The sequence below is a fragment of the Syntrophomonas palmitatica JCM 14374 genome, assembly GCF_001311885.1.
Taxonomy (GTDB): Bacteria; Bacillota; Syntrophomonadia; order Syntrophomonadales; family Syntrophomonadaceae; genus Syntrophomonas_A; species Syntrophomonas_A palmitatica.
Window position 1 is genome coordinate 179,167 of the sequence record NZ_BBCE01000001.1, and the last position, 15,470, is coordinate 194,636.

Annotated in this window: 19 protein-coding genes, 2 pseudogenes and 1 riboswitch; all 21 genes and pseudogenes read right to left on the bottom strand. The window is 47.3% G+C overall.

Going from position 1 to position 15,470, the window contains the following annotated elements; all coding sequences use genetic code 11:
* Positions 1-2 precede the first annotated feature (2 nt).
* The 21 genes and pseudogenes from moaA to JCM14374_RS01100 all read right to left on the bottom strand — a co-directional run bounded on the left by moaA (position 3) and on the right by JCM14374_RS01100 (position 15,449).
* The gene (moaA, locus tag JCM14374_RS01000) at positions 3-983 is read right to left on the bottom strand and encodes a GTP 3',8-cyclase MoaA (RefSeq protein WP_054692223.1); all 981 of its coding nucleotides are present in this window, start codon (positions 981-983) and stop codon (positions 3-5) included.
* 125 nt (positions 984-1,108) lie between these two features.
* Entirely contained in the window at positions 1,109-1,294 is a 186-nt protein-coding gene (locus JCM14374_RS01005; protein WP_054692227.1) for a hypothetical protein, read from the bottom strand.
* Between the two features lie 51 nt (positions 1,295-1,345).
* Positions 1,346-1,465, bottom strand: a riboswitch (molybdenum cofactor riboswitch).
* Between the two features lie 129 nt (positions 1,466-1,594).
* Positions 1,595-2,158: a 5-formyltetrahydrofolate cyclo-ligase gene (locus tag JCM14374_RS01010; RefSeq protein ID WP_054692229.1), complete on the bottom strand. Its 564-nt coding sequence runs from the start codon at positions 2,156-2,158 to the stop codon at positions 1,595-1,597.
* Between the two features lie 4 nt (positions 2,159-2,162).
* A pseudogene (gene lgt, locus JCM14374_RS01015) lies at positions 2,163-2,915 on the bottom strand (prolipoprotein diacylglyceryl transferase); the annotation flags it as partial.
* 198 nt (positions 2,916-3,113) lie between these two features.
* Complete coding sequence (gene tsaD, locus JCM14374_RS01020) at positions 3,114-4,124, bottom strand: tRNA (adenosine(37)-N6)-threonylcarbamoyltransferase complex transferase subunit TsaD (RefSeq protein ID WP_054692234.1); 1,011 nt, start codon at positions 4,122-4,124, stop codon at positions 3,114-3,116.
* A gap of 187 nt (positions 4,125-4,311) precedes the next feature.
* Positions 4,312-4,764, bottom strand: a complete 453-nt coding sequence (gene rimI, locus JCM14374_RS01025; protein WP_054692390.1) for a ribosomal protein S18-alanine N-acetyltransferase — start codon at positions 4,762-4,764, stop codon at positions 4,312-4,314.
* On the bottom strand, positions 4,764-5,483 hold the full coding sequence (gene tsaB / locus JCM14374_RS01030) for a tRNA (adenosine(37)-N6)-threonylcarbamoyltransferase complex dimerization subunit type 1 TsaB (RefSeq protein ID WP_054692237.1): 720 nt from the start codon (positions 5,481-5,483) through the stop codon (positions 4,764-4,766). Before tsaB ends, rimI begins: the two co-directional genes overlap by 1 nt.
* Positions 5,464-5,940 carry a tRNA (adenosine(37)-N6)-threonylcarbamoyltransferase complex ATPase subunit type 1 TsaE gene (tsaE, locus tag JCM14374_RS01035; protein WP_054692241.1) on the bottom strand — a complete coding sequence of 159 codons (477 nt, stop codon included), beginning with the start codon at positions 5,938-5,940 and terminating at the stop codon, positions 5,464-5,466. Before tsaE ends, tsaB begins: the two co-directional genes overlap by 20 nt.
* Positions 5,941-5,980: 40 nt before the next feature.
* Positions 5,981-6,694, bottom strand: coding sequence for a uracil-DNA glycosylase (locus JCM14374_RS01040; RefSeq protein WP_083453787.1), 714 nt, complete (start codon positions 6,692-6,694; stop codon positions 5,981-5,983).
* Between the two features lie 202 nt (positions 6,695-6,896).
* A complete protein-coding gene (locus JCM14374_RS01045) occupies positions 6,897-7,835 on the bottom strand; it encodes a glycosyl hydrolase family 18 protein (protein WP_172674116.1) in 939 nt (312 codons plus the stop codon).
* A complete protein-coding gene (locus JCM14374_RS01050) occupies positions 7,757-8,260 on the bottom strand; it encodes a copper amine oxidase N-terminal domain-containing protein (protein ID WP_054692246.1) in 504 nt (167 codons plus the stop codon). The genes JCM14374_RS01045 and JCM14374_RS01050 overlap by 79 nt, the downstream gene beginning before the upstream one ends.
* A gap of 208 nt (positions 8,261-8,468) precedes the next feature.
* The gene (locus tag JCM14374_RS01055; RefSeq protein ID WP_054692252.1) at positions 8,469-8,660 is read right to left on the bottom strand and encodes a hypothetical protein; all 192 of its coding nucleotides are present in this window, start codon (positions 8,658-8,660) and stop codon (positions 8,469-8,471) included.
* A complete protein-coding gene (locus JCM14374_RS01060; RefSeq protein WP_054692257.1) occupies positions 8,653-9,798 on the bottom strand; it encodes an amidohydrolase in 1,146 nt (381 codons plus the stop codon). Before JCM14374_RS01060 ends, JCM14374_RS01055 begins: the two co-directional genes overlap by 8 nt.
* 69 nt (positions 9,799-9,867) lie before the next feature.
* On the bottom strand, positions 9,868-10,566 hold the full coding sequence (locus JCM14374_RS01065) for a gamma-glutamyl-gamma-aminobutyrate hydrolase family protein (protein ID WP_054692260.1): 699 nt from the start codon (positions 10,564-10,566) through the stop codon (positions 9,868-9,870).
* 98 nt (positions 10,567-10,664) lie between these two features.
* Positions 10,665-11,012: a type II toxin-antitoxin system PemK/MazF family toxin gene (locus JCM14374_RS01070; protein ID WP_054692263.1), complete on the bottom strand. Its 348-nt coding sequence runs from the start codon at positions 11,010-11,012 to the stop codon at positions 10,665-10,667.
* Between the two features lie 34 nt (positions 11,013-11,046).
* Positions 11,047-11,289, bottom strand: a complete 243-nt coding sequence (locus JCM14374_RS01075) for a CopG family ribbon-helix-helix protein (protein ID WP_054692266.1) — start codon at positions 11,287-11,289, stop codon at positions 11,047-11,049.
* An 89-nt stretch (positions 11,290-11,378) separates the two neighbouring features.
* Entirely contained in the window at positions 11,379-12,500 is a 1,122-nt protein-coding gene (alr, locus tag JCM14374_RS01080) for an alanine racemase (RefSeq protein WP_054692269.1), read from the bottom strand.
* The gene (locus JCM14374_RS01085) at positions 12,493-12,948 is read right to left on the bottom strand and encodes a CBS domain-containing protein (protein WP_054692270.1); all 456 of its coding nucleotides are present in this window, start codon (positions 12,946-12,948) and stop codon (positions 12,493-12,495) included. Before JCM14374_RS01085 ends, alr begins: the two co-directional genes overlap by 8 nt.
* Positions 12,949-12,965: 17 nt before the next feature.
* Entirely contained in the window at positions 12,966-14,516 is a 1,551-nt protein-coding gene (locus JCM14374_RS01090; protein WP_054692273.1) for a bifunctional ADP-dependent NAD(P)H-hydrate dehydratase/NAD(P)H-hydrate epimerase, read from the bottom strand.
* A 6-nt stretch (positions 14,517-14,522) separates the two neighbouring features.
* Positions 14,523-14,891, bottom strand: a complete 369-nt coding sequence (gene acpS, locus JCM14374_RS01095; RefSeq protein WP_054692276.1) for a holo-ACP synthase — start codon at positions 14,889-14,891, stop codon at positions 14,523-14,525.
* 82 nt (positions 14,892-14,973) lie between these two features.
* Positions 14,974-15,449, bottom strand: a pseudogene (locus JCM14374_RS01100) (chemotaxis protein CheW).
* Positions 15,450-15,470: the final 21 nt, after the last annotated feature.

The window sequence follows — 15,470 nt, forward strand, 5'->3', positions numbered from 1 at the left end:
GGCTAGCCTCCTATTTGATACATCTTGCGCTCGTTCTCAATTCCCCAGCCGCTGCTCATCTCATGATGCGCAGGTTTTTTACTGATGCATTTCCGGAACAAATCCAGCAGTTCAGCATCACTGGCGCCGTTACGGAGCGGAGTTTTTAAGTCAACCTCCGTTTTATCATAGAGGCAAGCCCGCAGACGACCATCAGCGGTCAAACGGATACGATTACATTCTCCGCAAAAATGGTTGCTCATCGGACTGATAAATCCTATTGAACCCTGGCCGTTCTCAATTTGATAATATTTAGCCGGGCCATTGCCGGCAATCCTTCTTGCGGTTATCAGTTTATACCTGCTCTCAATCCGGCTTTTGATCTCTTCGCTGCTGACTACCCGTTCCTTTTTCCAGAAGCGCAGGTCTCCAACCGGCATAAATTCTATGAATCGTATATGCACCGGGTAATTGTAAGCCAGATCGGCAAAATCAAGAATTTCATCATCATTAAATTGTCCAATAATAACCGTATTGATTTTTACCGGATGCATATTCAAATCAATCGCTTTAAATATTGATTTTTTTACTGCTTCAAGATCGCCGCACCTGGTTAAATATCTGAAACGCTCTGATTTAAGGCTGTCCAAGCTGAAATTAACCCGTTTTAACCCGGCCTGCTGCAGTTCTTCAGCCACAGCGCCAAACAAAATCCCGTTGGTAGTGATGCCTATGTCGTCAATTTCGGACAATCCCGCTATATAACGTATTAACTGGCTTATATTGCGTCTCACCAGAGGCTCTCCCCCTGTAAGCCTTACTTTGTGTATGCCGGCCTGGGCAGCCACATTAACCAGCCGCGCCATTTCTTCCAGGTTTAAAATAGAGCTGTGCTCCATCTTCTCCACGCCGTCCTCGGGCATGCAATAGCGGCAGCGCAGGTTGCACCTGTCTGTTATTGAGATGCGCAAGTAATTAATTTCTCGTTCAAACCTGTCCCTCATATCTACATCCCTCTCCCCGGTAACAAAACAACGCAGAGCACTATACAATAGAAAACACGGCAAATATAAACAACGTAAGATTAACAGATCTCATAACAAGTCGTTATAGTCCGCGTTCTCTAATTCTAAAAACAACCCAGCTCGCAAGCAAAGATCTTTATTTTCGCTTCATTACAAGCCTTACCGATATCGCCCGGATCAACATTCAGTTTTTCCGCCAGTTCTCTCGCCTCGGTGCAGCTTATACGCCCTCCGGGATACGTTTCCTTGAGTTTTTGTACCAATTGTTCTTTATCGATTTTTTCAGACATAGTAAATAACCTCCCAAAAAATAATCAAACTCCCTGGAAAGGGAGCAGTGTTTCAGAGATATACAGACTCCTTTCCAAAGGGAGGCATACCAGTTTCCCTGTATACCCTAACGTTTAACCCACCATAGCGCTTATAACCTTAGGTGAGCTAAATCGGAGTTCTTATTACAGTATTCATTATACAACAGCAGTACAGGCTCGACAATTGTTTACAGAATGTTTGCTTTCTAGATAATCGCAACAAATCAGCATATAAATAGCAACCCGGAGCAGTTTATGGAAAAAAGTCCGGATTCACGGTTATTCCTGGCTATCGCTAACGAGCCAATTGACTGGCACATCATGTTCCTGAGGATATGTATCATTCACAATCTGAAACCCGTAACATATCCCGCAAATAAAAGCATCAGGCCGAAGCCTGGGCAGGAAACGGTCATAATAGCCCCTTCCGTATCCCAAACGATATCCCTGCAGGTCAAAAGCGAGTCCCGGAACCAATACCACGTCAATTAATCGCGGATCATAGGGACTTCCTGCAGGTTCCTTTATCCCCCAGGCATTTGTCTGTGTATCTTTGAAACTTTGCAGTTGGACAGCATTCATTATCCCATTCTCTTCCACCCGGGGAAGCAAAATAATCTTTCCCTGCCCCTGCAGTTTTTCTAAAAAGGCCGCCAGGGTTACTTCGTTCTTTATGCTGCTGAAGCCCATAATAACCCGAGCATTTTTAATGGGCTGCAGTTCTTCCAGCCGCGCCGTAATCCTGGCGCTGCGAACCGCTGTTTCCTCTGGGCTCAATTTATCCCTGGCATCCTGTATCTGTCTGCGCAGAGCCTTCCGCACATCAGTTATAGTAACATCCATTAAACTACAGACCTTTCTTATAACGGGCTTGCAGGTAGTAATACAAGGCTATCCCCAGCAGTAACAGAATCAGAGTATAGACTTGCCCCAGAGAAAGTACGCCTATCATTATGAGACTGTCTCTAAAAAACTCCACGATAAATCGATATAGGGCATACCCGATAATATAAACCGTAAAGACCTGCCCGTTAAATCTGCGCCGCGGGTAAAGCCAGAACAAGATCGCAAACAGCACCAGATTAAGCGCAGAACTGTACAGCTGGGTAGGATAACGGTAAAAGCCATCGACTGCAGGAAATACCACACCCCATTTAGAGGAGGTTATGGCTCCGTAGCAGCAGCCATTCAGGAAGCAGCCGATGCGGACTATAGCATAGCCCAAAGCCAAAAAAGGCGCAAAAATATCGGCCATAGCCCAAAAAGATAATTCCTTGCGGCGCAAATATACGACAAAAGGCAGCAGCCCCCCCGCCAGGGAGCCGTACCAAACCAGACCCCTGATTCCTTCTCCGTGCAATGATAAAACCGCCAGGGGATTACGTATAAAATCAATCCATTCATAGGTGATTATATAAGCGATTCTTCCCCCGAGTACTCCGCCGACTACACACAGCAAAATAAGGTCTGCCGCGATCTCGCGTTTAAAGCCTTCCCGCTCCAAACAACGCCCTATACCTATAATAGCTATTAACACCGCCAGGGCCAGCATAAATCCCCAGGAAAATATTTTTATGGTCCCAACTGCCATAAAACTGGTTGCAAAACCGTCCCTCCGTTTTACCTAATTATTTGTAAATTATCCGTTAAATTCAGTTATTTTTTATCCACAGGGCAACTTTGCAGATATACAGCCCTATCCTATTCAAAACCGGGACCAGCGGGGATTACAGACCAATCGCTGAAAGTGCCTAAAATTAATTATCAACAGACTTATCCACATTATCACAGTGAATTTTCACAGGGACCCCTGGCCGGGTTGAGCATTTAAAGTAAGGGGAGCAAAGTACCCTTTAATAAAAGAAGCGTAGGCGCTGCCGGCGATCATGGCCGCATTATCCGTACACAACGAAAGCGAAGGATAATACAGACTAAAGGGCTGTTCCTGGGACCTTTGTTTTAACTGCAGGCGCAGGGCCGTATTTGCTGCCACTCCTCCCGCCAGCAATATGCTCTTAGCCCGGTACTGTCTTGCCGCCCGAATTGTCTTTTCAGCCAGGACATCCACCAGGGCAGCTTGAAAACTGGCGGCCATGTCATATACCGTAGCTGTTCCTCTTTTCTCGGCCTTTTTCCATTCATTCATAGCTGCGGTTTTAAGGCCGCTGAAGCTGAACTCATAATCACTGCGGTCCAGAAATACTCTGGGCAATACTACTTTGTTGGGATCACCCTGTGCAGCAGCCTTTTGGACAGCCGGGCCCCCTGGATAGCCCAGGCCCAGGAAACGCGCCACCTTGTCAAAGGCCTCCCCTGCGGCGTCATCCCTTGTTTCACCAATCACTTCCAGGGTATCATCATCAGGCATCCAAAGAATACTACTGTGCCCGCCGGAAACCACCAGGCAGACGGCGGGAAATTCTATATTATTATGCTCCAGGAAATTGGCGTAAATATGACCTCGCAGGTGGTTTACTGCAATCAGAGGACGTTCTATCCCATAAGCAAAAGCCTTGGCAAACGATACCCCTACCAACAAAGCCCCAATCAATCCCGGCATATTAGTGACAGCTACTGCGTCAATGTCATGATAATTCAATCCAGCTTGCTGAAAAGCCGCATCAACTACCACGGCTATATTTTCGATATGTTTGCGGGATGCCACCTCTGGCACGACTCCGCCGAACTGCTGGTGGACCGGCACCTGCGAATTAACCACATTGGATATAATCTCTTGACCGTTTTTTACAATAGCCGCCGCGGTTTCATCACAGGAAGTCTCAATCCCCAGGATTAAAACATCTTCCATATTAATCTCCCAGCACTATTTAAGAAAATGATGGTTTTCATTTCTTAATTATGCAGCTTTCGCGCTCATCATTGATATGCGGCAATGTGCCGCTTGACATTACGGGTTTATACTTGCCTTACACCCTGGTTGGGATAAAGCGTTATGCTTTCCATGGGTTAAGTTGAGCAAGTTGATTTCATAAATTTTAAAACAATAACTTGGTCATTAAAATAGCGTCTTCGCCGTTATCCGAATAGTAAGCGGTGCGTATGCCGGTTGGCAAATAGCCCCGGCTGCGGTACATGTTTAAAGCCGGGGTATTGGACGGGCGTACCTCCAGCAATATGCGAACAGCTTTTTTATCTTTCGCGATCTTTTCCAGTTCCTCCATAAGAGCCCGGCCCATGCCGCGCTTTCTATAGATTGGAGCCACGGCTACATTGGTGATATGAGCTTCTTCAAAAACCACCCACACCCCTCCATATCCGGCAACATCACCTTCATAATCGCAAATCAGGTATGAAGCAAAACTGTTCTTCAGCTCACCTATGTAGGAATCCCGAGACCAGGGAAGGGTAAACGACTCCCGTTCTATCCTGGTTACTTCATCGATATCCTGCTCAGTCATTTTGCGAATTATGAAATCGCGGTTTAGCATCAAAGCTCTCCCCTCCCTAACCGATATTCTGCTTCAGATAATCTTATATAATATGGTTTTAATCCCAGGGGATTATCAAAATCTCCTTGTATCACCCTTTTTACCGCCAAATCAGCCAGAGCCGAAGCTCGGGGCAGCATCAAATGCGCACCCGCCAGTCTCATTTTTTCTCCCAACCCCTGGCCAAACGCTTCCGCATAAGGGTAAAAACCCTCCCCCAACAGGGTTATGGTTTGAAGCCCGTTTTTCTCGGTTACCTCCAGGGCTTTTTCTATAAATTCCTGCGGCGAACAGGCCGCGTCTTTTAGCAGCCGGCGGGGTCCTCCTCCACTCTCGCTGGTGTAGAACCCGCAATAAACCTCATTTTTGCGCGCATCTAGAAGCGGGCAAATCAGGGCATTGCTCTCGCAAATATTATGAGCCAGAACCTCCAAAGTGGAAATCCCCACCACCGGAATTCTAGCTGCCAGGGCCAGCCCTTTAACCAGCGCCAGGCCGATACGCAGGCCTGTAAACGATCCTGGTCCTATAGTAACCGCCAGAGCGGTTATATCCTGCAGCTTCCGGTCTGTTTCATGCAAGACCTGGTCAACCATGGGCATTAGGGTTTCCGAATGGTTTTTCTTATAGTTGCTGAACTCTTCCCTTATCAGTATTCCGTTATCAAGCAGCGCCACTCCAGCCACGGGAGTAGCGCTGTCAATGGCTAATACCTGCATATTGCCGTAACTCCTCTAATTTCCTTTCATAACGCAAACCACAAGCTGATACCGATACCAATCTTTCTCGTTCATAATCATCATCACATAATTCGATCTTAATAAACAAAGCTTCGCCGGGTAATACTCCTGTCCCGGTCTGCGGCCATTCCACAATGCTTACCGCGTCTCGTTCCAGGTAATCATTAAGGCCCAGGTCGGTTAATTCCTCTTCCTGCAATCGGTAAAAATCAAAATGACAAATTTCAGGATCAGCAGGATACATATTCATCAACGTAAAAGTAGGACTGGTCACCCTGCCGCTGTAACCCAAGCCCCTGGCGATCCCCCTGGTTAACGTAGTTTTTCCCGCTCCCAGTTCCCCTATAATATAAATCAAATCACCTGGCGCAATGACTTTGGATATAGCTTCTCCCAGACTCTCCATTTCTCCTTCACTGTACACTTTTATCTCCACATATACACCTCAAGTAGAATACTTTTTTAATTAAACTCTTTTATATATCAGTCTCTTTTGCGTTCATTTTTTTATACAGGTCGCGAATCTGTTTGAAGTCTTCCCAGGTAGGCCGTTTATAGGCTTCATTACGCAGAAGGGCCGCGGGGTGAAACGTAGCCATAATTCGTACACCCTGGCGGTTAAACCAGTTACCCCGAATCTTTGATATTTGCGCATTTGGATCGATGACCACCTTACTGGCCATAGCGCCCAGGCAGACAATAATCTGCGGTTTAAGTATCCGTATTTGCGCCTCCAGCCATTTAGAGCACTCTTTAACCTCATCCGGGTTGGGTAAACGATTGCCGGGAGGGCGGCACTTAACCACATTGCAGATATAAACCTCGGGGCGGGAAAAATCAGCAGCTTCTAAAATCTTGTTTAAAAGCTGCCCTGCCTTGCCCACAAAAGGCCGACCCTGTATATCCTCATCCTGTCCCGGCCCCTCCCCGATAAAAACAATACGGGACTGGGGATTACCTTCGCCAAAGACCACCTGACTGCAGCCGCTTCTAAGACGACACCGTTCACATTTTTGGGCCTGCCGGGCTAATTCTGCCAAACTGTTCAGCTGCTGAAAGGAGTCCTCGGCTTTAACCCCGGGAAGAAACGGAACATATATTTTATTGTCAGCATTGTCTGCAGGCGGAGTTGGTTCCATTACCGGCTTGGGTTCCTCCAAGCCAAACAGATCAGGTTGTTCAATAGTCATTTTCTCCCCTCCGGCTTCATTCTAATCTTTCCCGGAGCTAATTTCCACTGCTTTCATTGTGCTATACAGAGTAAAAGCCAACACACACACAGGTATTGGCTTAAAGATAACTGATAATTCAATTCCATAATTAACTTCAACTCTTTATCTTACCCCACAGTTAATAATCTGTGTTAATCTGTGGCAGTCTGTTGCTCTCAACTCATTGATTCTGCTCCAAAACCCTATACAGATCAGTAAAGCCTGTTCCTATCCGCCAGAAGGATACACCCCCGAGATTACTGGCGGCGGCCTGTTCCCATTTGGCCTTCAGGCTCTGTTCATTCTCCATCCAGATATCGTGTTTAATCCCATTTTCATCCCAATACACATAATGAGGGCTCATGGTTTCCTGATCAAAATCTGCGGTTACCTGGTAGCGGTTCATTATATCGGCCAGTTTTTTCGCGGTTACGGTAGCGGCATTAGCCCCTTGCGGCCAATTATAACCGTATGTAGGCATACCCAGTAAAATCTTTTCCCGGGGAATACAAGAGCACATATAGCTAACTACATCTTTAACCCACCACAGGGGAGCCACCGCTCCGGCCGAACTGGTGGCATAGTGATAATCGTAGGCCATAACCACAACCCGGTCAGCAATCTTGCCAATCCTGGCATACTCGTAGGGAGTAGCCCAACGGTCCTTGCTGGTGCGGGCAAACACGGCAACTGACAAGGTTTTGTTACCCAGAGAGTTTTTTAATTCCTGCAAAAAATTCGTAAATAAATTCGCATCCGCAGAACCCATCAACTCAAAATCGATATTAACCCCGTCATAGCCGTTGCGGTTAACCTCATCCAAGAGGTTGCTGATAAGCAAGGCACGGTTCTTCGGCTGGGACAGCAGTTCATGCAGAGGATCTTTGCCCATCAAGACAACGCTGGCATGCGTTTTTAGACCCTGCTGCCGGGCCAGGGCCAGCATACCCGCATAATCATCCTTATATTCATAACTCAAATGTCCCTGGGGATCAGTCTTAAACCAGCGAAACGCTACATCGGTAAAAAGATGTGCATTACTCAGCAGTTCTTCCCGGGCCGCAGATAGTAATAAGCTAAGACCTCCAGTTTGCCAGGCATATTTATCTCCACCTGCCACAAAGCCTGATTCCAATACACGCTGGCACCGAGACTTTCGCTTAAGAAGCGCAGGGGAATATAAGTGCGATTGTTAAAAATGTACGGCGGGGAATCAAAATATACGTCTTTTCCATCAACTCGAGCCGTACGGTTGCCGATATACATTTCTATGTATTTTCCCCGGCAGTCCAGGGCAACCTTTTGCTGTGCCGCATCCCAGTACACCTGACCCCGCAAGGCCTCATCCTCAATCACAAAGCGCAGCGGCACCATGACACGATCATTGGCAATCTGGGGCGGGGTTTCAAATTGGCGCAGCCTGCCGTTGATAGAGACTTTAGGGTCTGCTGCTCCTTGCGCGTTTTCAGTTGCATATGTACAGGCCCAGAAGAGACTCAGGGCCAAGATTATAATAACCGGCCCTAACCGGTATCTCCCTTTCAATAACTTCACCTCTTAAACTATTAAATTTATACAGGCAGTAAATATTATAATTAAAACCTATTCTCTGCAAATCCGGTGAATCCTTGAAGCAAATTATGGAAGGGAGAAAACTGTGGGGACGGTCTTTTAAACATGGCTTTGCCGTGTTAAAAAGACCGTCCCCACGACACATCTGTGTTGAATGGTCCCCTTTTCACTTGGTTTTACTCTAGTTTATGAATCTACGCTTAGGAAACAGAACCTCCAGATCTTCCAAAGGCATGTGCACCATATTCTCCTGGCTGACTATAGCGAGTATGGCCATTTCTTCGCCACTGTATTCCTCGCTGTAGAAACCCAGCACACATACGGTCATCATTACCCCATCCAGGTAGATAGAAAAGAGGTCCCCCTTATTCACCTTCATCCCTCCAAATTAAGCCGTCAACCATGGCCATCTTAACCCGGGAACGAAAATCGAAGGGATGGCCGTCAAATATAACCAGGTCTGCCTTTTTCCCTGTCTGCAGACTGCCAAGTTCATCATCCAGTCTTATAATTTTAGCGGCATTACTGGTCAGGGCTGCCAAAGCCAGGTTTTCATCCAAACCTTCCCTAACGGTCAGGGCCGCACATACCCGCAGATGTTCGATAGGTATTACCGGATGATCGGTTATGAGGCAGAACTCTACGCCTCTCTCTGCCAGGAGGCGGGCATTGCGAAACGCGACTTCCTTCATTTCCACCTTGGCACGATTGGTCAGAAGCGGCCCCAGGCATACAGGTATCTCCCTTTTCACCAGTTCATCAGCTATCAAATGAGCTTCGGTGCCATGCTGAATAACCAGTTTGAACCCAAATTCATCCCTGATGCGTATCGCGGTCATAATATCATCAGCGCGATGGGCGTGAAGCAAAAGCGGCATTTCATGTTTCAAAACCCTGAACAATGGCTGCTGCTTGTAATAATCCTTGTTATCTTTTTCATCCTTTTCCAGTGCCCGGGCCGCGTTATAAAAAGATTCCCGCAGCAAACTGGCGCTGGCCATCCTGGTCATCGGGGTTTTCTTCTGTCCTGCATAAACCCGTTTAGGATTTTCTCCCAGGGCCGCTTTCAAACCCCAGGGGTTCCGGTCTGCCATAGCCGCCGCAGTTGGAGCCAGGTGTTTGAGAAGAACCGCCTGACCACCAATTATATTAGCGCTGCCCGGCATACTCATAGAACGGGTGACTCCTCCCCGGAGAGCGTCCCTGAACGCTAAATCAGCGCAATTAACTCCATCCACAGCCTGCAAATGCGGGGTAAGCGGGTCGCTGACTTCGTTTACATCATCGCCTTCCACGCGGTAAATTTCTTCTTCCAGGCCAATATGGGTATGGGCGTCAATAAAGCCTGGGGTTATCCATTTGCCGCTGGCATCGATGATTTCACATCCCGCAGGCAAGCGATGTTTACCGGACACCGCCTTTATAATGTCATTCTCAATCAGGATAATCCCATTATCAATGGTTTTGCCCTGGTTCATGGTAATTATTTTGCCGCCTTTAATTGCTATCATCGCAGTTCTCCCCTTACATCAATATCTTATGACAAGGCTTACCCATCTGTTCACGGGTAATTCTACCTGTTATCTATGCATATACCTCCTGGCGGCATCAACCAGAGCCTGAAAAAGCCGCGCGGAATATTCGTCAGCCAAACATTCAGGATGCCACTGCACCCCTAACAGGAACAGGTTTAAACTGCCCTCAACAGCTTCAACTGTTCCATCCAAAGCCTGGGCGCTTATTATGAGATTCTGACCCGCTTGTTTTACGGCCTGGTGATGAAAACTGTTAACCCTTATATTTTCAGCCGCAAACAGGTTGGCCAGGATTGAACCTGATGCTATTAATATATCATGAAAGGGATAATTCCTGGGGGCTTTTTGACAATGAGCCAGTGAACCGGTAATGTGCTGGTATAAGCTGCCCCCGGCGGCTACATTTATTACCTGGCATCCCCTGCATATACCCATGAGCGGTACATCCCGCTCGATTAAAGTACGGGCCAATGCCAGTTCGAAGGTATCGCGCCGGGGATTAATTTCCCCCTGCTCATTTCCGGGCAATTCCCCCCAGTAAAAGGGATCAATATCACCGCCCCCGGAAAGGATAAAGCCGTGACAATAACCAATGTAATCCTCCAGCAAACCTAATTCATCTGCGGGCGGTATTATTAATGCTACTCCGCCAGCCGCGTGAACAGCGCTGACATAATAATCGCGCAGGGTATAATCATTATCCTCCATTTGATAATCAGCCGTTATACCAATTTTGGGCCGCATTCTCCCACCCCAATGTTTTTATTAACAATATAGAAAGGCAGGTTCCGCAATAGAACCTGCCTTTTATGCTACCTTATTTTGCTATGTAGCTATGTAGCTCAGATTTCCTCCAGGCCCATACTGATCTTTAAAGCCTGGTCCACTTTGTCCATGGTTTCATGGCTCAAGGCGGCGATGCGCTGTTTCAGCCTGCTTTTGTCAATGGTTCGAATCTGTTCGGCCAGAATAACCGAATCCCTTTCTAGTCCATAGCTTTTGGCGTCTAATTCCACATGAGTCGGCAGTTTGGCCTTGTTGATCTGCGATGTAATAGCCAGTATTATCGTTGTGGGGCTGTACTGGTTGCCGATATCATTTTGCACAACCAGCACCGGTCTGATTCCACCCTGTTCAGAACCTATTACAGGGTTTAACTGGGCAAAATATATTTCGCCTCTTTTGATCATTCAGATTATCACTCCAAAAGTTTTTCTATGCAGTTTACATGGGCCTCTTCTTCCCATACATGCTTTCGCCGGCTATACCCAGATTAATTTCCGCCATTTCCAGGTATCCCTTTTTCATGTATTCTATTTTCAATTTCCTTTTCCGCTCCCCAAGATAAAATCCTAAAGCCTCTCGTACAAGCTGGCTGCGATTTTTGCTTTCCAGAATCACCATATCATCAACTTCACAGAGGAGGTTTTCCGGGACCGTTATGATAATCCTTTTCGAGGCTGGCAAAATGAGCACCTCCACACATATATATACCGTCAGGTTTATTATAATGAATGAGCTTGCCAACCCGCAAATCCAATAATTACATTAAGCCTTTAACCCTTGAATGTTCGGGCTACTCTGGGGCTCAGTGAACAAATCACCTCATAATTAATGGTCCCGATAATGGCCGCCAGGTCGTCTGCAGTGACCCCGTCTTCCTCACGGCCAAATAGTATAACTTCATCTCCTGCCTGAATTCCCTCTACCCCACTGACATCAAACATACACTGATCCATACATACGGTTCCAATTAAAGGAACTTTTTGCCCTCTGACCACCGCCCAGGCCCGGTTGGATAAGAGTCGGCTGTAGCCATCGGCATAACCTATCGGTACTGTAGCTACCCGAGTCTCACCCTGACAATAGTACGTGCGCCCGTAGCTTACCGGACAACCACCAGGAAGCACCTTTACGAAACTAATCCTGCTTTTTAAAGTCATGGCCGGAATCAGATCGAAACGCTGCCGGGCTACAACTGGCGAAGGATTTAGTCCATACAGTACAATACCGGCTCTGACCAGATTGAAAACGGCTTCAGGATAGCGGAAAACCGCGGCGCTGTTAGCGCAATGCTTTATTGGGATTGACACTCCGCGGCTATCAAGTTCGCCAATTAACCCCGCAAACTGCTCAAGCTGCTGCCTGGTAAAACTTTCATCTTCAGCGTCCGCTTCTGCGAAATGAGTAAATATGCCCTCCAGTTCAACACCTTGCAAACGGCTGATTTGTATGATCTGTTCCAGGCTTTCCTCGCTTACAGCAAATCCCAAACGGCCCATTCCGGTATCAACCTTCAAATGCACCCGCGCTTTGCTCCCCAATGCCAGCGCCGCTTCTGAAAAGGCTTGCGCCGAATCCAGTGTGAATATGCAGGTTCTTACCCCCGCCTTGATTGCTGCCGTGGCGTATCCCTCGGGGATATGGCCCAGGACTAAAACCGGGGCTTCAAGTTTAGATTCTTTTAATTCCAGAGCTTCCTGCAAGCTGGCTACCCCGAAGTAGTCTATACCTGCCTCCTGACAGGCCCGGCTGACTTCCAGAACACCATGCCCGTAGGCGTTGGCTTTGACTACCGCCATAACCCCGGCATCACCTGCCGCTTTGCGTATGGTCTTCAGGTTGTGTTTGATAGCTGTTAAATCTATTTCTGCCCAGGTTGGCCTGCTATTATCCATTTGTTTTCACCAGAGACTTTAAAATATCATTACGGGTGATAATTCCCACCAGTTTTCCGTTCCTTAATACCGGAACCCGGTTGATGCCCCGGCTCTGCATAAGCTCCACTATTTTGCTGACCGGAGTATCTTCCTCTACAGCCTGTATTTTAGTATTCATAACATCTTTCACCCGGGAAGCGGTATATTTTTTTAAATCATTATTAAAGCGCAAAGGATTTTCCAGGAAGATAATGCTGTCAAACAGGGTTACATAAAACGGAACCTTTAATTCACTGGCCTTGATCATCAAGTCCTTTTCGGTAATAATGCCCAGAACATGCCCCTGCTGGTTAACTACCGGAATGCCGCTGATTTTGTTTTCCAGCATCAAACGGGTTACTTCTTCTATTTTCTCCTCTGGATGCGCGGTTATAACCTCACGCGTCATAATATCTCGCGCCAGCATAATGCCACCTCCTATATTTATTGTTCAAATTGTTTCAATACTTCCGGCAGGCAATTAATCAGATCACCTGCTATCAAGCCTCTCTCACCTTTATATTCTGCCGCCTTATCTCCAGCCAGACCATGCAGATATACACCGGCACAAGCTGCCTGGTGCGGGTTCACCCCCTGGGCAATTAGTCCGGCAATTATGCCGGTCAGCACATCACCGCTGCCGGCTGTTGCCATACCCGGATTACCGGTAATATTTACATAAACCTCACCCCAGGGGTTGGCCACCACGGTCTTATTGCCTTTTAAAACTACACTAACCCCCCATTCCTTGGCCATGGTCCGGGTCAGTTGAATGCGGTCGGATTGAACCTCTTCAATGCTTTTTCCGATCAGGCGCGCCATTTCCCCGGGATGCGGGGTCAATACTATAGGTATCTGCCGGTTCTTAAGTATGCTGGTGTCTTTAGCCAGGGCATTCAGACCGTCTGCATCTATAATTACCGGGATGCCCGCCTTTTGTAAAACCGACCGCACAATGGCGCCGGCTTCAGTATAGCGGGACATTCCAGGTCCAATCGCACAAACCGAAGCTGTCCCCAGGAGATTTTCAATGGCTGGCAGGGCTTCTAAGGCTATCGACATCTGCCCGGTTTCACTTAGGGGTGTTGTCATAACTTCAACCATAGCGTTTTCTACTATCGGTAAAATGGATTCCGGGATAGCGGCAGTAACCAGGCCGCTGCCGCAGCGCAAAGCCGCCATGGAACTCATGATAACCGCCCCGCTCAAACCAAGCGACCCGCCCACCACCAGGGTATGACCATAGCTGCCTTTATGCGAATCAGGGTGGCGCGGATTAAGCCATGGCGCCACCATAGCCTCGTTAATAAGGTTGGTTGTTAAAGCCTGATCTTCCAGCAAGGCGCGGGGAATTGAAATATCCGCTACGCTGAGGGTCCCTACATACTCCTTCCCCGGTTCCAAAACCAGACCCACTTTAGGCAGGGCAAAACTAACCGTGTGGGCAGCCTGAATAGCTTCTCCATGCACCTTGCCCGTATCAGCTTCCACCCCCGAAGGTATATCCACAGCCACTACCGGAGCGCGGCACCAATTGACCATGCGCACCACCTGGGCTACAAAATCATTTAAGCTCCCTTTAAAGCCAATGCCGTATATAGCATCAACTATAATATCACTGGCCAGAAGCGACAACATCAAGTTATCCAAATCAGTTTCCTCCAGCAAAGGAAAAATATCGGCTTTCATTTTAGAGAGTATCGCAAAATTCCGGCCTGCATCAGGCGTTAATTCATTTTCATTACCCAACAGGAAAGTCTCGACCTGCGCCCCGCAATTTATAAGATGACGCGCTGCTACCAGCCCGTCGCCGCCGTTGTTGCCTTTCCCGGCCAGGACTACAACCCGTTTGTTTCTGGGGTCGCCCAGCATTTCTTCTACAACTTCCACTACTCTTAATCCCGCGTTTTCCATAAGAATTATGCTGGGAATATCATATTCACTGCTGGCTCTCCGGTCTATTTCTCGCATCTCCTGAGCATAAAGCAACTTCACCGTTTATCACCCCTTCTCCGCAATAAGCGCTGCTACGGCTTGATTCCTGGAATGGGACAGACTTAATGCAAAATTTCTTATGTTTGCTTGTCGGCACTTTTCCAGAGCCTGACCATGCAGCACCAGTTCAGGTTTCCCAATATTATTTACTATAACCTCTACATCTTGAAATCCTATGCCCCGACTTAAAACGGAATCAAGTTTTCTAAAGGCTTCTTTGGCGGCAAAACGTGCCGCCAAAGAAGGATAGGGATTGGCCTTGTTCATACAATAGCTTAATTCCCGTTCCGTAAACAAACGATATAAAAATCGGGGGGTTCTCGCTGCCGCAGCCTGAATCCTGTCTATATCAATTATATCCACACCAATCAGCATCCCATAAACCTTCCTAAAAACAAAGCCTTGAAACCTTTCCTGGCCTCAAGGCATGTATAATCATATTTAAAACCATTCCTATTTATTTGACGCCTTCCAGCCCAACCAGGTCAGATTTTTCACTGTCACTTAATATTTTATCCATATCAAGAAGAATTAACAGACGCCCGTCCAGTTTTCCTACTCCGGTCAGATATTCATCATTGATGCCCCCAATTATAGCAGGAGCAGGTTCTATGTTATCCTTTGACAACCTGAGAACTTCGCTGACTTCATCACGATAATGCCAACGGTCTGTCCCTCAACCTCAACGACTACACTGCGGGTGTCACTGGTAATTTCTGAAGCCCCCATATGGAAACGCTTTTTTAAATCAATTATGGGAATAATCTTCCCCCGCAGGTTAATGATTCCTTCCACAAAATCAGGGGCCTGAGGCAATTTTGTAGGCTTGGCCATAGTTATTATCTCCTGCACCTGGGTAATAGGAACCCCATATTCGCACATCAGTTCATTTTCCTTTAATACGAATACCACCAGTTGAATTTCATCAGCCATATTACTTGCCTCCCCTTACAG

Coding starts and splice junctions, on each gene's coding strand:
- moaA (WP_054692223.1), bottom strand. CDS start 983: ATGAGGGACAGGTTTGAACGAGAAATTAATTACTTGCGCATCTCAATA.
- JCM14374_RS01005 (WP_054692227.1), bottom strand. CDS start 1,294: ATGTCTGAAAAAATCGATAAAGAACAATTGGTACAAAAACTCAAGGAA.
- JCM14374_RS01010 (WP_054692229.1), bottom strand. CDS start 2,158: ATGGATGTTACTATAACTGATGTGCGGAAGGCTCTGCGCAGACAGATA.
- tsaD (WP_054692234.1), bottom strand. CDS start 4,124: ATGGAAGATGTTTTAATCCTGGGGATTGAGACTTCCTGTGATGAAACC.
- rimI (WP_054692390.1), bottom strand. CDS start 4,764: ATGCTAAACCGCGATTTCATAATTCGCAAAATGACTGAGCAGGATATC.
- tsaB (WP_054692237.1), bottom strand. CDS start 5,483: ATGCAGGTATTAGCCATTGACAGCGCTACTCCCGTGGCTGGAGTGGCG.
- JCM14374_RS01040 (WP_083453787.1), bottom strand. CDS start 6,694: ATGACTATTGAACAACCTGATCTGTTTGGCTTGGAGGAACCCAAGCCG.
- JCM14374_RS01060 (WP_054692257.1), bottom strand. CDS start 9,798: ATGATAGCAATTAAAGGCGGCAAAATAATTACCATGAACCAGGGCAAA.
- JCM14374_RS01065 (WP_054692260.1), bottom strand. CDS start 10,566: ATGCGGCCCAAAATTGGTATAACGGCTGATTATCAAATGGAGGATAAT.
- JCM14374_RS01070 (WP_054692263.1), bottom strand. CDS start 11,012: ATGATCAAAAGAGGCGAAATATATTTTGCCCAGTTAAACCCTGTAATA.
- alr (WP_054692269.1), bottom strand. CDS start 12,500: ATGGATAATAGCAGGCCAACCTGGGCAGAAATAGATTTAACAGCTATC.
- JCM14374_RS01085 (WP_054692270.1), bottom strand. CDS start 12,948: ATGCTGGCGCGAGATATTATGACGCGTGAGGTTATAACCGCGCATCCA.
- acpS (WP_054692276.1), bottom strand. CDS start 14,891: ATGCTGATTGGTGTGGATATAATTGATATAGACAGGATTCAGGCTGCG.